The following is a 16,570-nucleotide window of genomic DNA, read 5'->3' as shown; positions in this document are numbered from 1 at the left end:
CTCAGCCGGCCATGACTTCGCCGCCGGCCACCGGGATCGACTGTCCGGTGATGGCGCTGGCCGACGGCTGGCACAGCCATGCCACCGCATCCGCCACTTCCTCGGGCTGCACCAGGCGCCCCTGCGGATTGCCCTTGGCCAGATCGGCGCGGGCCTGCGCCTCGCTACGGCCGGTCTTGCGCACGATATTGGCCACCGCGTCACGCACGATGTCGGTCTCGGTGTAGCCCGGGCAGACCGCGTTGACGGTCACGCCGCTGCTGGCGGTCTCGAGCGCCAGCGCCCGCGTCATGCCGATCACGCCGTGCTTGGCCGCGCAATAGGCGCTGACATAGCCATAGCCAGCCAGGCCGGCGGTGCTGGCCACGTTGACGATGCGGCCCCAGCCGTTCTCCAGCATGCCGGGCAGCGCCGCCTGCGTGCACAGGAAGGTGCCGGTCAGGTTGACTTCGAGCATGCCTTGCCACAGCGCCAGGTCGGTCTTCATGAAGGGCGCGCTGCGCGCCTGCCCGGCGTTGTTGACGAGCACGTCGATGCGCCCCGCCCTCTGCGCGGCCGCGGCAAACGCCGCCGACACGCTGTCGGCGCTGGAGATATCCGCGCTGACCGTGCCGAGCACGGCCGGCGGCACCACCGCATCGGCCAGCGCATCGGCGGTGGCGGCCAGCGTGGCCGCGTCGCGACCGAGCAGGGTGACGCTGGCGCCGTGCGCCAGCAGGCGCCGCGCGATGGCGGCGCCGATGCCGCGACCGCCGCCGGTGACCAGGGCGTGCCGGCCCTGCAGGGAATGCTGTGCACCCATGTTCAAAGACCCTCCGCCTGGCGCGCATGCAGCGCCTCTTGTCTTGCCTGTTGCTGCGCCATCTGCGCCGCACGTTCCAGATTGGTCTCGAGCTGGCGCTTGCCGGCCTGGTATTGCTTCGGCCAGGCCAGTTCGCGATGCCCGATCCGCGCGGCCTCGTGGATGGTCCAGGCCGGGTCCGCCAGGTGCGGACGCGCGATCGCGCACAGGTCCGCGCGGCCGGCAGCGATGATGCTGTCGACGTGGTCGGCCTCGAAGATCGCGCCCACGGCGATGGTGGCGATGCCGGCCTCGTTGCGGATGCGGTCGGCGAACGGTGTCTGGTACATGCGCCCATACACCGGTGCCTGGTCCGGGCTCACCTGGCCCGACGAGCAATCGATCATGTCCGCGCCGGCGGCCTTGAAGGCGCGCGCGATCTCGATTGCATCGTCGGGCGTGATGCCGCCCTCGACCCAGTCATGCGCCGAGATGCGCACCGACATGGGCCGCTCCTGCGGCCACGCCGCGCGCACCGCCGCGAAGACCTCGAGCGGATAGCGCAGGCGCGCGGCCAGCGAGCCGCCGTATTCGTCGCCACGCAGGTTGGTCAGCGGCGAGATAAAGCTCGACAACAGGTAGCCGTGCGCGCAATGCAGCTCGAGCCAGTCGAAGCCGGCCTCGGCGGCGCGCCGCGCGGCGGCCGTGAAATCGTCGCGCACGCGGTCCATGTCGGCGCGCGTCATTTCGCGCGGCACCTGCGAGATGCCGGGCATATAGGGCAGCGCCGAGGCCGACAGCAGTGGCCAGTTACCGTTGTCCAGCGGGTAGTCCATCTGCTCCCAGCCGAGCTGTGTCGAGCCCTTGCGCCCCGCGTGGCCGATCTGCATGGCAATGCGCGCATCGCTGTTGGCGTGCACGAAGTCCACGATGCGGCGCCACGCGTCGCGCTGCGTGTCATTCCACAAGCCCGGGCAAGCCGGGGTGATGCGCGCGTCCGGCGAGGTACAGGTCATCTCCGCCACCACCATGCCGGCGCCGCCGAGCGCGCGCGCGCCCAGGTGGGTCAGGTGGAAATCGCCGGGTACGCCGTCCTCGCAGGAATACATGGCCATCGGCGATACCACCACGCGGTTCTTCAGCGTGACGTCGCGCACGCGGAACGGCGTGAACATCGGCGGCACGGCGCGCGCGCCGGCTTGCGGCGCGGCCGTCTGCGCCCCCGCCACGTCGGCCGCGGCCTGGCTTGCCAGCCAGCGCTCGAAATCGTCCACATAGCCCGCATCGCGCACGCGCAGGTTCTCGTGCGAGATGCGCTGCGAGCGCGTCAGCAGCGAATAGGCAAACTGGTCGGGCGCCATGCCGGCATAGCGCGCCACGTTCTCGAACCATTCGGTTGAGTTGCGCGCGGCATTCTGGATCTTCAGCACTTCCACGCTGCGGCTGGCCTGGTAGCGCTCCAGCGCCTGCGGCAGCACGTCGGCGCCGCCGGCGCCCGCATCGCGGATATTGTTGGCCAGCTCGATGGCGTCTTCCAGCGCCAGCTTGGTGCCCGAGCCGATCGAGAAATGCGCCGTGTGCGCGGCATCCCCCATCAGGACCACCGGCACGCGACGGCCGTCGGCAAGCGTGTTCCAGTGCACCCAGGTATGGCAGATCACGCGCGGGAAGCGGATCCAGCTGGCGGAGCCGCGCAGGTGGGTGGCGTTGCTGATCAGGCGGTTGCCGTCCAGGTAGCGCGCGAACAGGCGCTCGCAATACGCCACGCCCTCTTCCTGGCTCATCTGCTCGATCCCTGCCGCGCGCCACACCGGCTCGGGCGCTTCCACGATGAAGGTGGAGGTATGGTCGTCGAAGCGGTAGGCATGGGCCTGGAACCAGCCGTGCTCGGTCTTCTCGAAGGCAAAGGTGAAGGCGTCGAACAGCTTGTGCGTGCCGAGCCAGACAAAGCGGCACCGGCGCGTATCGATATCGGGCCGGAAGGTGTCGGCGTAGCGCCCGCGCACACGGCTGTTGATGCCGTCGGAGGCGATCACCAGGTCTGCCTGGTATTGCTGCGCAAGTGCCTGGTCATCCGCGACGTCGGTCTCGAACACCAGGTGCACGCCGAGTTCCTCGCAGCGCGCCTGCAGGATATTGAGCAAGCGCTTGCGGCCGATGCCGATGAAGCCGTGGCCACCGGAGCGGATGGTGCGCCCGCCGATATGGACGTCGATATCGTCCCAGTGGTTGAAGGCCTCGTCGATCTGGCGCGCGCTGACCGGGTCGGCGACCTTGAGGTTGTCCATGGTGGCATCCGAGAACACCACGCCCCAGCCGAAGGTGTCGTAGGGGCGGTTGCGCTCCACCACGTAGACCTCGTTGGCGGGGTCCTGCAGCTTCATCAGCAGGCCGAAGTACAGGCCCGAAGGGCCACCGCCGATACACAACACTCGCATCTTTCGTCTCCAGCGCGCCGGTGCCGCCGCGGCGCAAGCCAGCGGCACGGACAGCATATTTCGGCGCATGCGATGCGCGGCTGCGCATCTAGATCATGCTTAAATATTTTATGCTTAAAATATTAGTCCGCATGGCGGCGGCTGGCAAGCACAATCTCTGCGGCGGCGCAGCGGCGGCCCCGCCAGCCGGGGCCGCCGCCCTTCTTCTCCTCAGCCCTGCATCGCCGCCCGCAACTGGGCCAGCGCGGTCGGGTCCTCGATGGTGGTGAGGTCGCCCGGGTCGCGGCCCTCCGCCACGGCCTGCATGGCGCGCCGCAGCAGCTTGCCCGAGCGGGTCTTGGGCAGCGCGTTGACGAAGAACACCCGCGCCGGTCGCGCCACCGCGCCGAGCTGGCGGTCCACGGTCTTCATCACGTCGCCTTCCAGCGCCAGGCGGTCGGCCTGGGTAGCGGTGCGGCCCGCGTCGCGCGCAATGACGAAGGCCATCGCCACCTGGCCCTTGAGCGCATCCTGCACGCCCACGACCGCCACTTCGGCCACGGCCGGATGTGACGAAATACTCTCTTCGATCTCGCGTGTGCCGAGCCGGTGGCCAGCCACGTTGATCACGTCGTCGGTGCGGCCAAGGATGAAGATGTAGCCATCCTCGTCCTGCACGCCCCAGTCGAACGTGGAGTAGCAGCGGCGGCCCGGCACGCCGCTCCAGTAAGTCCGGACGAAGCGCTCGTCGTCGCCCCACACGGTGCTCAGGCATCCGGGCGGCAGCGGCCCGTCGATGGCGAGCACACCCTTCTGGCCCCGCGGGCACTCGGCGCCGGTGGCTTCGTCGACGATCTTCAGGTCGTAGCCGTACACCGGCACGCCGGGCGAGCCCAGCTTGGCCGGCAGCGGATCGATGCCGCGCTGGATCGCGATGATCGGCCAGCCGGTCTCGGTCTGCCAGTAGTTGTCCACCACCGGCTTGCCGATGCCCTGCTGGATCCAGCTCGCGGTGGGCTCGTCGAGCGGCTCGCCGGCCAGGAACAGCAGGCGCAGGCCGGACAGGTCGTAGCGCGTGAGCCAGGCGGGATCCTGCTTCTTGAGCACGCGGATCGCGGTGGGCGCGCTGAACATCAGGTTCACGCGGTACTGCTCCACCAGCTGCCAGAGGATGCCGCCGTCCGGGTACACCGGCGTGCCTTCGTACAGCAGCGTGGTCATGCCGGCCAGCAGCGGGCCGTAGACGATATAGCTGTGCCCCACCACCCAGCCGATATCGGAACTGGAGAACATGGTGTCACCAGGCTTGCCGCAGAAGATGTACTCCATCGACGTGGCCAGCGCCACGGCGTGGCCGCCGGTATCGCGCTGCACGCCCTTGGGCTTGCCGGTGGTGCCCGAGGTGTAGAGCACGTAGGACGGCTCGCTCGATTCCAGCCACGTACACGGCACCCGCGCCGCGCCCACGCGTTCGCGCCAGGCAGCGTAGTCTTCGTCGCGGCCGGCGACCAGCGTCATCGGGGCGAGCCGGCGGTCCACCATCAGCACGCGTTCCGGCTTGTAGGCGGCCAGTTGCAGGGCCTCGTCGAGCAGCGGCTTGTAGGGCACCACCTTGCCCGCGCGCGAGCCGGCATCGGCGCTGATCACCACGCGCGGCTGCGCGTCGTCGATGCGCGCGGCCAGGCTGACCGAAGCGAAGCCGCCGAACACCACCGAATGGATGGCGCCGATGCGCACGCAGGCCAGCATGGCGAACGCCGCCTCGGGAATCATCGGCATGTAGATCAGCACGCGATCGCCGCGGGCCACGCCCATCTGCTGCAGGATCGCCGCCATGCGGTTGACCTCGTCGTGCAGCTCCGCGTAGCTGTAGCTGCGGTGCTCGCCGGTCTCGGTGGACACGTAGACCAGCGCCGGCTGGCCGGCCCGCTCCGCCAGGTGGCGGTCCACGGCGTTGTGGCAGAGATTGGTGCGCCCGCCGGCGAACCAGCGGGTGAATGGCGCGCGGCTGTCGTCCAGCACCGTATCGAACGGCGTTTCCCATTCGATGCGGCGGGCCTGCTCGGCCCAGAAACCTGCGGGATCGCTCAAGGACCGGGCGTGCAGGGCACGGGTTGCCGTCATGGCTTGTCTCCTCCGCTTTGTCGCGGGTTGTCTGATTTCTGTGCCGGCAGCCGCTGGCCATCTCCGGATACCGGTGACGGGTCACCAGGCGCTGCCTGCCATTAGTTTGCCACCACCGGCGGCGCTTGCAGTCTGGCCACGCCGCCTTACGCAAGACTTACCGCGCGCCGCGCCGAAAAACAAAAAGGGCGTGCCAGCGGCACGCCCTTGATCCAGCACAAACCCGCGCCGTGCGATCAGTGCGCGCGCGCCTTGCCGGAGGCCTTGCCAGCCGCCTTGGTGCTGGCCTTGGCCGACGCCACCGCGGGCGCCGCCCTGGACGACGAGGCCCTGGCGGGCGCCTTGGCCGCCGCGGCTGCGCCCTTGCGCGGCGCGGCTTCCACCGTGACGCGCTGGCGCGCGCCATGGCCCCCGGCCGCGGCGTGCGCCGGCTCGGCGTGTACCGGCACCAGCGCGGACGCCGTCGACGGTTCGGCCGGTGCGCTGGCGAAGCGGCTGCGCGCCGGCACCATCAGCACCAGGCTCTGCCCCGACACCAGCTTGGTGCCGGACAGCTTGTTCCAGGACTGCACCTGGCCCTGCGACACGCCATAGCGGTGCGCCACCGACGCCACCGTATCGCGCCGCCCGGCGCGCACCACGATGCGGCGCGCATCCGGCACATCAGGCTCCACGGCCATCATCGCGCTGTCGGCCAGCGTGGCGCTGATGTCCTGGTTATGCTCGCCGGAACGCGGCACCACCACCGTCGAGCCGGCCTTTAGCCGCATGCCCTTGGGAATGCGGTTGATGTCGCGGATGGTGTCGGCATCGATATTGAGCCGCGCCGCCAGCGCTTCGATGCGCTCGCGGTTGTCCACCGTCACCGCGGTCCAGCTCGACAGGCCGCCCCGGTAGGTGTTCAGGTTGTACTGGAAGCGCTCGGCGTTATCGAACGGCAGCAGGATTTGCGGATTGGCCGCGCCGAGGATCACCGGCCGGTTGAAGGACGGGTTGAGCGCCTTGAATTCGTCGAGCGGCAGGTTGGCCAGCTTGGCGGCCAGCGTGACGTCGATATCGCGCGAGGTGGTCACCGTGACGAAATACGGGTGATCCGGGATGTCCGGCAACTTGACCCCGTACATCTGCGGATTGGCGATGATGTTCTTGACCGCCTGCAGCTTGGGCACGTAGTAGCGCGTCTCGTTGGGCATGTTCAGGCTGGCATAGTCGGTCGGCAACCCGCGCGCCTGGTTGCGCGCGATCGCGCGCGAGACCGCGCCCTCGCCCCAGTTGTAGGCGGCCAGCGCGAGCTGCCAGTCGCCGAACATGTCGTACAGCCGCGCCAGGTAGTCCAGCGCGGCGTCGGTCGAAGCCAGCACATCGCGCCGCTCGTCGCGGAACATGTTCTGCTTCAGGTTGTAGGTCTTGCCGGTGCTCGGGATGAACTGCCACATGCCGGCGGCCTTGGCGGTCGATTCCGCCTGCGGATTGAAGGCGCTCTCCACGAACGGCAGCAGCGCCAGCTCGGTGGGCATCTTGCGCCGTTCCAGCTCCTCGACGATGTGATACAGGTAGCGGCTCGAGCGCCCCACCATCCGTTCCATATAGTCCGGCCGCTGCGCGTACCACTGCGTGCGATCGTCAACCAGCGTGCCTTCCAGGTCGGGCATGCCGAACCCGCGGCGGATGCGGTCCCAGATGTCGCTCGACGGGCCACGCAGCCAGCCCAGGCTGTCGCTGTCCACGTTGATGACGGAGGCGCTGTTGATCGAGTTGAGCGGATCGGGCTTCGAGATAGCCGGCCTGGTAGCGGAGGCGGTCGGGGTGCCGCCGTCGGCGGCTTCAGGCGGGGTTGGCGTGCTGGCGCACGCTGCAAGCAGCGCGGCACACGCAAACACCACCAGTAATCGACCAATTTTCATTAAGTTCTCAAATCGTGACGCTAAAAATTTGCCTGATGCTAAAAAAATCCGGCTTTCGCGTCAATGAAATTCTCCCGGCCGCGGCGGCTGGCCGGCGCGGCAGGTAATGTATGCGACAAGCGCCGGCAGGCATCGGCCAGCCGCGCCTGCGCACGAAATCAGCGGAAATTATCCTTCCATCCGCGCAGCGCGCCGAAGGCCGCCGCGTCGTCGCTGGCCGGACCGCCGGCGTGGGCCGCCACGGCCTGGCGCACGTCCGGCTCGCGCGAGCGCAGGAAGGGATTGACCTCGCGCTCCTGCGCCACGGTGGTCGGCACGGTCGGCGTGCCGGCCGCGCGCAGCGCTTCCACGCGCGCGTCCCAGGCGGCCAGCGCCGCATTTCCCGGCTCCACCGCGCGGGCAAAGCGGACATTGCTGCGAGTGTACTCGTGCGCGCAGTACACCCGGGTATCGCCGGGCAGCGAGGCCAGCTTGTCCAGCGACGCCAGCATCTGCGCCGGCGAGCCCTCGAACAGGCGCCCGCAGCCGCTGGCGAACAGCGTATCCCCGCAGAACACGGCGGGCCCGGCGCCCGGCAGGTCGGCCACGTAGGCGACGTGGCCGGCGGTATGGCCCGGCACGTCCAGCACGCGCAGTCGCATGGCCGGATACGCCACGTCCACCGTGTCGCCTTCGCGCACGGCCACGGTACGCCCGTCGATGCGCTCGCCGGCCGGCCCGATCACCGGCATCGGCATGCCGTCCGGCGCGCTCGGGTGCGCCGCCAGCAGCCCGGCCACGCCACCCTGGTGATCGCCATGGTGGTGGGTGATTACAATAGCGCCCAGGACCAGCCCCCTGCCGGCCAGGAAGGCCTCGACCGGCGCGGCCTCGCCCGGGTCCACCACGGCGGCGCAGTGACCGTCGTGGATTGCCCAGATATAGTTATCCTGGAATGCGGAAATCGGCTCCACCTTCAACATGCGTGCTCCTATGTCCAAGCGTCCGATTATAAGTTGGGAAGACTGGCTTGCCTCGCCACCCGGGCAGTACATGCTGCAATGGGAACAGGCACAGTACGACCGGACCGTGGCGGACATCTTCGGCTACCACGCCGTGCAGCTCGGCCTGCCCCATGTCGACACCCTGCGCGAGAACCGCATGCCGTTCTCCGCACTGGCGCTGGCGCCCGGCAGCGGCCCTCACGGCCCGCGCGCCCAGGTCGACGCGCGCCAGTTGCTGTGCCGCTTCGACGAACTGCCGTTCGCGACCCAGAGTATCGACCTCCTTACCCTGCCGCACATCCTGGAGTTTTCCGAAGACCCCCATGAAGTGCTGCGCGAGGTATCCCGCGTGCTGATGCCCGAAGGCCGCGTCGTGATCACCTGCTTCAATCCCATGAGCCTGTGGGGCGCGCGCCAGGGCCTCAAGCGGCTCGGCGCCGACCCGTTCCTGCCCAACGACAACCAGTCGATCGGCTTCGTGCGCATCAAGGACTGGCTCAAGCTGCTCGGTTTCGATATCATCCGCGGCCGCTTCGGCTGCTATTGCCCGCCGTACCGGACCGAACGCTGGCTGCAGCGCGCCGCCTTCATGGAGAAGGCCGGCGACCGCTGGTGGCCGATCTTCGGTTCCGTCTATATGATCTCTGCAGTCAAGCGCGTGCGCAATATCCGCCTGGTCGGCCCCGCCTGGAAAGCCACCAAGCCCGCGCTTTCGCCGGTCGCCGCGCCGGTGGCCACGCCCACCGGCACCCACGGCAAGGCCCCCGGCGACGAGCACTGAACGCCACCGCCTGCCCATCCAACAACCCGGCCGGCGCCCCCCGAGGCTGCCGGCCCCCAGCTGCGAATCCATGAGCAACGAAATCGAAGACGTCATCATCTATTCAGACGGCGCCTGCAAGGGCAATCCCGGCCGCGGCGGCTGGGGCGCGGTGCTGGTCGCCGGCGCCAACGAGAAGGAGCTGTTCGGCGGCGAGCAGAACACCACCAACAACCGCATGGAGATGACCGCCGTCATCGAAGCGCTGCGCGCCCTCAAGCGGCCGTGCCGCGTGGCCGTCTACACCGACTCCCAGTACGTGCAGAAAGGCATCGGCGAATGGCTGCCGGGCTGGAAGGCCCGTGGCTGGAAGACCGCCGACAAGAAACCGGTGAAGAATGCCGACCTCTGGCAGGAAATGGACAAGCTCGCCCAGGGACACGATATCTCCTGGCACTGGGTACGCGGCCACAACGGCCATCCCGGCAACGAGCGTGCCGACGCCCTCGCCAACCGCGGCGTGGCCTCCCTGCAGGGATAAGCAAGCGACAGGCGCCGCGGCCGCACGACGGCCGCCGCGCCTCACCGGTTAGAATGCCCGCCATGCGACAGATCGTTCTCGACACCGAAACCACCGGCCTCAACGCCGCCAGCGGCGACCGCCTGATTGAAATCGGCTGCGTGGAGCTGCTTAACCGCCGCCTCACGGGGCGGCACCTGCACTTCTACGTCAACCCCGAACGCGATATCGACGAAGGCGCGATCGCGGTGCACGGCATCACGGTGGACTTCCTGGCCGACAAGCCGAAGTTCGCCGAAGTCGTCCACGAGATCCGCGAGTTCGTCCAGGACGCCGAGCTGATCATCCACAACGCGCCCTTCGACCTTGGCTTCCTCGACATGGAATTCAAGCTGCTCGGGCTGCCGCCGTTCCGCGAGCACGCCGGCAGCGTGATCGACACCCTGCGCGAAGCCCGCCAGATGTTCCCCGGCAAGCGCAATTCGCTCGACGCGCTGTGCGATCGCCTCGGCGTCGGCAATTCGCACCGCACGCTGCACGGCGCACTGCTCGACGCGGAGCTGCTGGCCGAGGTCTACCTCGCCATGACGCGCGGCCAGAACTCGCTGGTGATCGACATGCTCGAAGGCGGCGGCGAGGAAAGCGGCGCGGTGGCGGCCGCCGACCTCTCCCGCCTGGCCCTGCCCGTGCTGATGGCCAGCGACGAGGAAGTCGACGCTCACCTCGGCGTGCTCAAGCAACTCGACAAGGCCAGCGGCGGCAAAGTGGTGTGGCAAGAGTCCGCGCAAGCCATCGCAGCCCCCGCCGCGCAAGCCGCGTAGGCCACGGCCCAAGCGCCGCGGCAGGCCCATGGATGCGCCGGACCACTTTTTTGAAGAAATTTCCAAGAAAGGGCTTTACAAGATACAGAGGTACCGGCATAATTTCGTTTCTCTGCAGCACGGCAGCAACAACGCAGCAGCAGGGGTGGTTAGCTCAGCGGTAGAGCACTGCCTTCACACGGCAGGGGTCACAGGTTCAATCCCTGTACCACCCACCAGAATTCGGTGAAGAACGAAGGACCTGAGGCGACAGCCCAGGTCCTTTTTTCTTTGGTGGCTCTTGATGGCACTGTGTGGCGCGTAATTGGCGCGTAATCCAGCACGCATCGCCGCCGCTTCCGTTTCCAGAAATCCCCCGCCCCGATTCAGAACTTTCCGCCTGAATCCCACCGCCGCCTCCCGTAAATCTGGAACCGTCGCGCCCAAGGCGCATATACGATGACGGTTCCCGCCATGAGAAGAATTTCACGATGGGTGAGCGCGGCCAGGTGGCTGCTGACGCTGGCGCTCGGCTTTGTCTGCGCCATCATGATCGCCGAGTTGTGGGCCGCCGCCTCCGCTCCCGCCCATGCCGACAGCGCGCAAGGTCCGTTCGCCGAATTGCGGGCCTACCGGGCCAGGGAATACTACGCGGCGGCCTGCGCGTTCGTTTTCGCCGCAGCCCTGTCCGCACTCTGGGCGCTGTGGGCCGCCAGCCGGGATCCCTGGTTGCGCTACCTTGCCGGTGCGCCCATCCTGGCGATCTGGGTACTGTCGATCCTCAATCGCGCGGGTTGAGCGGGTTGGCCGGTCGAGGCCACCCGCCACCGCACCTGCCGCTCTACAGCGCCAGCAACTCGCTTCTGGCCGGCCGGTAATCCAGCAGCCGCGACAATTCGGCCGCGGCTCCCCTCACCTGCTCCACCATGATGTCCAGTTTCTCCGGGTCGATGCGCGAGGCCGGGATGGTGGCGCCGAGCGCGGCCACCACCTTGCCGGTGCGGTCGCGCACCGGAGCGGCAATGGTGGAGATGCTGGTCTCGAAAAAGCCTTCCTGCAGGACGTAGCCCCGCTCGCGGTCGCGCTGGACCATGTCGAACAAGGCTTCCACGGTCTTGGGCGTGCTGTCGGAGAAGACTTCGAGCTGCGGCTCCGGATAGAGCACGCGCAGTTCGGCCAGCGTGAGGTCTTCGAGCAGCACGCGGCCGAGCACGGTGGCGTGCGCGGGCAGGCGCGTGCCGACGTTGACGGAGCTGGCGAACGGCGTCGGCGCGACGGACTTGGCGACATAGACGATGGAGCGGCCATCGCGCACCACCAGGTTGCAGGGATAGCTGATCTCGTCGCGCAGGCGGTCGAGCAGCGGGCGGCCGAGTTCGGTGAGTTCCAGCGAGGCGAGGTAGTCGAAGCCCAGGCGCAGTACCGCCATGCCCAGGCGAAACTCGCGGCCACCGTCGGTACGCTCGACAAAGCCCATCATCTCCAGCGTGGTGAGCAGGCGGAACACGGTGGAGCGCGGCACCTTGAGCCGGCGCGCCAGCTCGGCCGCCGACAGCGTCTTCTCGTGGCGGCTGAATTCGCCGAGCAGGCGCAGGCCGCGCTCGAGGCCCGGGACGATGTACTTGTCCTGCGGATCGGCAGGCTCGAGGGCGTCTGTCATGGTGTCGTCTGTGCGATTGGCGTGCTGTGGCATGGCGATATGGTAACGGCTTTGGCGCCGCGCCTGCTCCATGCCCGGCGCCGGGGCCACTTTGCCCGCCACGGCGCGCCAGTCGCCAGCCCCGCGCACGGAGCCGCCCGCGACACCGGCCTAGGGCTTCAGGTAGTCCCGCAACCACGCGGCACACTCGCCCGCGTGCTGCACCGGCCAGCGCACGGTGATGGTGGCGTCGGGCTGGCGCACCTCGATGCAGATGTCAGACAGCGGGCCGCGCTGCGCCGGTGCCGCGGCCGCCGCCGGCGAGAACAGGCGCGACCACCAACCGGCGCTGCCGTTGTGCGTGGCCTGCACGGCCCGGGCCGGACGCGCGGCCTGGTCCGCAGCCTGCCGTGCCGGCGCGGCCTCGGCCACCGGCACGGCGGACGTGGCCGCGGGCGCCGGCGGGACCGTGGCTGCCTGCCGTGCCGCCTGCTGTCCGGCGCCGGCCATGGCGGCCGCCGGGCTCGTCCCCTCGGCCCCCTCGGCCCCCTCAGCCGCCTCGAGCCGCGCGCAGAGATTGGCGCCGAACTCCTCCCACATCCGGTCGGCCTTGGTCTTCATCACGCTCAGGCCGAAGGTGCCGAGGCGCCCCAGCACGTCCACGCTGAGCTTGATGCGCAGCTCGGTCCCGCCGTCCGGCTGCGCGCTCAGGAACACTTCGCTGGACTGCCGCAGCGAGCTGGCCACGGAGGCGTCCTCGCCGGTGCCTTCGGTGCGCAGGTAGCCGGGCGCGCGCATCTCCACGATATTCGTCCTGAGGCGGAAGCGCGCGTTGATGAAGGCGATCTTCACCTGGATGACCGAGACGTACTCCACATCGCTGATCACATCGATCGACTGCATGCCGGGCACACAGCCGCCCATCACATTGGGATCGAGCAACAGCGCCCATACACGCGCCGGCGCTGCGCCGACGACCAGGGTTTTTTCAATTTCCACGCATCTTCTCCGCGGCGCACAGAATGGATTCGACGATGCCGACGTAACCGGTGCAGCGGCACAGGTTGCCGTTCAGGCCGGCGCGCACTTCCTCTTCTGTGGGATTGGGGTTGTGCGCCAGCATGGCGCAGGAGGTCATCAGGAATCCGGGGGTGCAGTAGCCGCACTGCAGGCCGCCGCATTCCATGAAGCTTTGCTGCAGCGGGTGCAGTTCGCCGCCGCTGGCCAGGCCCTCGACGGTGCTGACTTCGCGCCCGCGCGCATGCACGGCGAGCATCAGGCAGGACTTCACCGCTTCGCCGTCCACCAGCACGGTGCAGGCGCCGCAGATGCCGGTCTCGCAGCCGCGCTTGGTGCCGGTCAGGTTGAGGTCGTCGCGCAGCAGGTCGGAAAGCAGGCGCCGCGCGGGCGCCTCCACGCGGTGCGGCTCGCCGTTGACGCTCAGTTCGATGGTGATCTTTTTCATCAAGGCTCCTTAGTCCGTGGCCAGGCCGAACAGCGTCGCGATACTGCGCCGCGCCACCACGCGAACCATTTCGCGGCGATAGTGCGCATCGCCGCGCAGGTCGGATACCGGCTCGATATCGGCCGCGACGATGTCTGCCGCTTCGGCGGCGACCTCCGGCGTGACCGTCTTGCCGGCGAGGAAGGCCTCGGCGCGCCGCAGGCGCGCCGGGACCGGCGTGGAGGCGCCGACCGTCAGGCGCGCCTCCACGCAGGTGGCGCCGGCGCGGCGCGCCAGCAGCGCCACGCTGGCCAGCGGCCGGTGCTCGGCGGCGGTGCGCAGGAAGCGTGCATAGTGGCCGTGCGCATCGGGCGCGGGCGCCGGGACACGGATCTCCGTCACCAGTTCGTCGGGCGCCAGCGCGGTGGTGTAGTAGTCCACCAGGAAATCCTCCATCTCCAGCACGCGTTCGCCGCGGCTGCCGGCGAGCACGACCTGCGCCTGCAGCGCCATCAGGCAGCCCGGCGGGTCGGTGGCGGGATCGGCGTAGCAGAGGTTGCCGCCCAGCGTGCCCTGGTTGCGCACCTGCGGGTTGGCAACCCGTGCCGCCATGCTGGCGAGCATGGGGTAATGCGCCTGCACCAGCGGTGAACGCGCGACCTGCGCGTGCAGCGCCAGCGCGCCGATGCGCAGCCCGCCGCGCGGGTCGTAGTCGATCTGGCGCAGCGCATCGAGCCGGCCGAGCGAGACCACGTGCGACGGCGTCACCATGCGCTGGCGCATGCCCAGCATCAGCGCGGTGCCACCGGCCATCACCCGGCACTGGTCGCCGAGGTCGGCCAGCATGCGGCTGGCTTCCTGCACCGAGCCGGGTTCCAGGAACTCGAAATCACGCATGGCGTGCCTCCTCTTGCCGGCGCGCGCGCAGCGCGGCCAGCACCTTCTCCGGCGTGATCGGCAGCGAGCGGATGCGCACGCCCACGGCGTCGCAGACCGCATTGGCGATGGCCGCGGCACCCGGCAGGATGGCCGTCTCGCTGGCGCCCTTGGCGCCGTACGGGCCGTTGGGATCGTTGGATTCCACCACCTCGGTGCGCAGCGCGGGCACGGCGTCGGCGGTGGGCATGTTGTAGTCGGCGAAATTGCCGTTGAGGATGCGGCCGTCTTCGACCAGCAGGTGCTCGTACAGCGTCCAGCCGATGGCCTGCACCGTGGCGCCGTGCGTCTGGCCGTGCACGGCGAGCGGGTTGATGGCCTTGCCGCAGTCGTCGGAGACAAAGCTGTCGATGACCGTGACCTGCCCGGTCTGGGTATCCACCTCCACCTCGACGGCCTGCGCCGCGAAGGAATAGGCGGGCGCGATATTGCCGTAGTAGTCGGCGTCGTGCATCACCGTGGGCGCATCGTAGGTGGCGCGCACCATCAGCCCCTCGCCGCCGTGGCGGAAGATATGCAGGCGCGCGATCTCGGCCAGCGTGGCCTGCTTGCCGGCGTTCTCGCCATCGCCCGCGCACGCGCGGATCACGCCATCGGCGATCTCCAGCCGGTCACGCGGCACGCCGAGCTTTTCCGCGGCCACTGTCAGCAGCTTGAGCCGCGCTTCGCGCGCGGCGCGCAGCACCGCGTTGCCGGAGATGATGGTCACGCGCGACGCCAGCGAACCGAGGCAGAACGGCGCGGCGTCGGTGTCCGGCGCGGCCACGGTGACGTGCGCCAGGGGAATGCCCAGCTCCTGCGCGCAGATCTGGCTGAGCATGGTGTTGGCGCCCTGCCCCATGTCGCACTCGCTGGTCAGCAGCAGCACGCGGCCGTCCTCGTTGACCTTGAGCAAGATGGTGGAGCCGTCCCAGTTACCCAGCGTGCGGTTGCCGCTGACATGCATGGCCGCGGCGATGCCGAGCCCGCGCCGGCGCGGGCCGGTCTGCGCCGCGGCGGCGGCGCGGCGCGCGTCCCACCGGATCGCCTCGCGGGTCTGCTCCAGGCATTCGGCCAGGCCGCTGCTGCCGATCTTCCAGCCGTGCACGCTGGTATCGCCGGTACGGATGGCGTTGCGCTTGTGCACTTCGAAGGGATCCATGCCGAGCATGTCCGCCAGCACCGCAAGGTGACTGTTCAGCGGGAACAGCATCTGCTGCCCGCCGAAGCCGCGGAACGCGCCGCGCGGCTGCGTATTGGTGTAGGCCAGCACCGCATCGGAGCGCACGTTCTCCACCCGGTGCATATTGTCGCTGCGCATCGCGCTCACGTGCATCACGTCGCCGGCCAGTCCCGCGTAGGCGCCGCATTCCGCCGTGATGCGCACGTGCTTGGCGACGATCATCCCCTGTGCGTCGAGCCCCATCTTCAGCCATACCCGGGCCGGCACGCTCGAGCGCGCGCCGAGGAAATCTTCCAGGCGGCTGTTGACGAAGCGCACCGGCCGCTCCAGCCGGCTCGCCAGCAGCGCCGCGATCAGGCTGTTGTTCTCCTCCACGATCTTGGCGCCGAAACCGCCGCCGGTGACGGCCTGGATCACGCGGATGGTCGAGACCGGGCGGTCGAGCGCCTCGGCCAGCCGCGCGCGCGCCAGGAACACCGACTGCGTCGACGCCCACACCGTCAGGCGGCCGTTGCCATCCTGCGCCGCCACGGTGGCCATCGGCTCCAGGTAGCCGGGATATTGCGACTGCATGTCGTAGGTAGCCTCATGGACCACCGCGGCCCTGGCAAAGCCGGCCTCGATATCGCCGCGCTCGATATGCATCTCGTGCGCGATATTGCGGGTGCCCTGGTGCAGTTCGGGCGCGCCCTCGGCAAGCGCTGCGTCGGGCGTGAGGATGGCAGGCAGCTCTTCGTACTCCACGCGGATCAGGTCCAGCGCGTCGCGCGCGGTTTCCTCGTCGACCGCGGCGAGCGCCACAACCTCCTCACCCACGTAGCGCACCACGCCCGCGGCCAGGATGCGCTGCTCCTTGCGGTGCGGCCCCCACAGGCGCTTCGGCGTATCCGCGCCGGTCAGCACCAGCTTCACACCCGGCAGCGCGCGCGCCGCCGCGGTGTCGATGCGCACGATGCGCGCGTGCGGATGCGGGCTGCGCAGCACCTTGGCGTGCAGCATGCCGGCCTGCTTGATGTCGCCTGCATACACGGCCCTGCCCTGCACCTTTTCCCGCGCTGTCACCTGCGGCGTGGAGGTTCCCACTGTCGACGTACTCATGC

General features: G+C 69.0%; 14 protein-coding genes and 1 tRNA gene. 5 read left to right on the top strand and 10 right to left on the bottom strand.

Annotation, left to right across the window (positions count from 1 at the left end; all coding sequences use genetic code 11):
• Nucleotide 1: 1 nt before the first annotated feature.
• The 5 genes from AB4Z48_RS23165 to gloB form a co-directional block, all read right to left on the bottom strand.
• Nucleotides 2-802: an SDR family NAD(P)-dependent oxidoreductase gene (locus AB4Z48_RS23165; protein ID WP_441618251.1), complete on the bottom strand. Its 801-nt coding sequence runs from the start codon at nucleotides 800-802 to the stop codon at nucleotides 2-4.
• A gap of 2 nt (nucleotides 803-804) precedes the next feature.
• On the bottom strand, nucleotides 805-3,219 hold the full coding sequence (locus AB4Z48_RS23160) for a bifunctional salicylyl-CoA 5-hydroxylase/oxidoreductase (protein WP_441618249.1): 2,415 nt from the start codon (nucleotides 3,217-3,219) through the stop codon (nucleotides 805-807).
• 210 nt (nucleotides 3,220-3,429) lie between these two features.
• Nucleotides 3,430-5,358 (bottom strand): propionate--CoA ligase, encoded by a 1,929-nt coding sequence (locus tag AB4Z48_RS23155; protein WP_441618391.1) that lies wholly within the window; start codon nucleotides 5,356-5,358, stop codon nucleotides 3,430-3,432.
• Between the two features lie 200 nt (nucleotides 5,359-5,558).
• Entirely contained in the window at nucleotides 5,559-7,226 is a 1,668-nt protein-coding gene (locus tag AB4Z48_RS23150; RefSeq protein WP_441618247.1) for a transglycosylase SLT domain-containing protein, read from the bottom strand.
• A gap of 158 nt (nucleotides 7,227-7,384) precedes the next feature.
• Nucleotides 7,385-8,188, bottom strand: coding sequence for a hydroxyacylglutathione hydrolase (gene gloB / locus AB4Z48_RS23145; RefSeq protein ID WP_441618245.1), 804 nt, complete (start codon nucleotides 8,186-8,188; stop codon nucleotides 7,385-7,387).
• A 10-nt stretch (nucleotides 8,189-8,198) separates the two neighbouring features.
• Here gloB and AB4Z48_RS23140 point away from each other — a divergent pair, with 10 nt between their 5' ends.
• The 5 genes from AB4Z48_RS23140 (at nucleotide 8,199) to AB4Z48_RS23120 (ending at nucleotide 11,087) form a co-directional block, all read left to right on the top strand.
• A complete protein-coding gene (locus tag AB4Z48_RS23140; protein ID WP_441618243.1) occupies nucleotides 8,199-8,990 on the top strand; it encodes a class I SAM-dependent methyltransferase in 792 nt (263 codons plus the stop codon).
• A gap of 82 nt (nucleotides 8,991-9,072) precedes the next feature.
• Nucleotides 9,073-9,510 carry a ribonuclease HI gene (gene rnhA / locus AB4Z48_RS23135; protein WP_441618389.1) on the top strand — a complete coding sequence of 146 codons (438 nt, stop codon included), beginning with the start codon at nucleotides 9,073-9,075 and terminating at the stop codon, nucleotides 9,508-9,510.
• A 62-nt stretch (nucleotides 9,511-9,572) separates the two neighbouring features.
• A complete protein-coding gene (gene dnaQ / locus AB4Z48_RS23130; RefSeq protein WP_441618241.1) occupies nucleotides 9,573-10,310 on the top strand; it encodes a DNA polymerase III subunit epsilon in 738 nt (245 codons plus the stop codon).
• Between the two features lie 143 nt (nucleotides 10,311-10,453).
• Nucleotides 10,454-10,528: transfer RNA gene (locus tag AB4Z48_RS23125), tRNA-Val, on the top strand.
• A 235-nt stretch (nucleotides 10,529-10,763) separates the two neighbouring features.
• Entirely contained in the window at nucleotides 10,764-11,087 is a 324-nt protein-coding gene (locus AB4Z48_RS23120) for a hypothetical protein (RefSeq protein ID WP_441618239.1), read from the top strand.
• A gap of 43 nt (nucleotides 11,088-11,130) precedes the next feature.
• Here the strand turns inward: AB4Z48_RS23120 and AB4Z48_RS23115 are convergent, their stop codons facing one another.
• The 5 genes from AB4Z48_RS23115 to AB4Z48_RS23095 all read right to left on the bottom strand — a co-directional run bounded on the left by AB4Z48_RS23115 (nucleotide 11,131) and on the right by AB4Z48_RS23095 (nucleotide 16,568).
• Nucleotides 11,131-11,949: an IclR family transcriptional regulator gene (locus AB4Z48_RS23115; RefSeq protein ID WP_441618237.1), complete on the bottom strand. Its 819-nt coding sequence runs from the start codon at nucleotides 11,947-11,949 to the stop codon at nucleotides 11,131-11,133.
• Nucleotides 11,950-12,099: 150 nt separating this feature from the next.
• Nucleotides 12,100-12,927 (bottom strand): CoxG family protein, encoded by an 828-nt coding sequence (locus AB4Z48_RS23110; protein ID WP_441618235.1) that lies wholly within the window; start codon nucleotides 12,925-12,927, stop codon nucleotides 12,100-12,102.
• Nucleotides 12,917-13,393, bottom strand: coding sequence for a (2Fe-2S)-binding protein (locus AB4Z48_RS23105; RefSeq protein WP_441618233.1), 477 nt, complete (start codon nucleotides 13,391-13,393; stop codon nucleotides 12,917-12,919). The genes AB4Z48_RS23110 and AB4Z48_RS23105 overlap by 11 nt, the downstream gene beginning before the upstream one ends.
• Nucleotides 13,394-13,402: 9 nt before the next feature.
• Nucleotides 13,403-14,269, bottom strand: coding sequence for an FAD binding domain-containing protein (locus AB4Z48_RS23100; RefSeq protein ID WP_441618231.1), 867 nt, complete (start codon nucleotides 14,267-14,269; stop codon nucleotides 13,403-13,405).
• Nucleotides 14,262-16,568: a xanthine dehydrogenase family protein molybdopterin-binding subunit gene (locus AB4Z48_RS23095; protein WP_441618229.1), complete on the bottom strand. Its 2,307-nt coding sequence runs from the start codon at nucleotides 16,566-16,568 to the stop codon at nucleotides 14,262-14,264. Before AB4Z48_RS23095 ends, AB4Z48_RS23100 begins: the two co-directional genes overlap by 8 nt.
• Nucleotides 16,569-16,570: the final 2 nt, after the last annotated feature.

Source organism: Cupriavidus sp. 2TAF22 (assembly GCF_052115045.1).
In the GTDB taxonomy this organism is placed as follows: domain Bacteria; phylum Pseudomonadota; class Gammaproteobacteria; order Burkholderiales; family Burkholderiaceae; genus Cupriavidus.
This window is presented reverse-complemented; position numbering and strand designations above follow the sequence as displayed.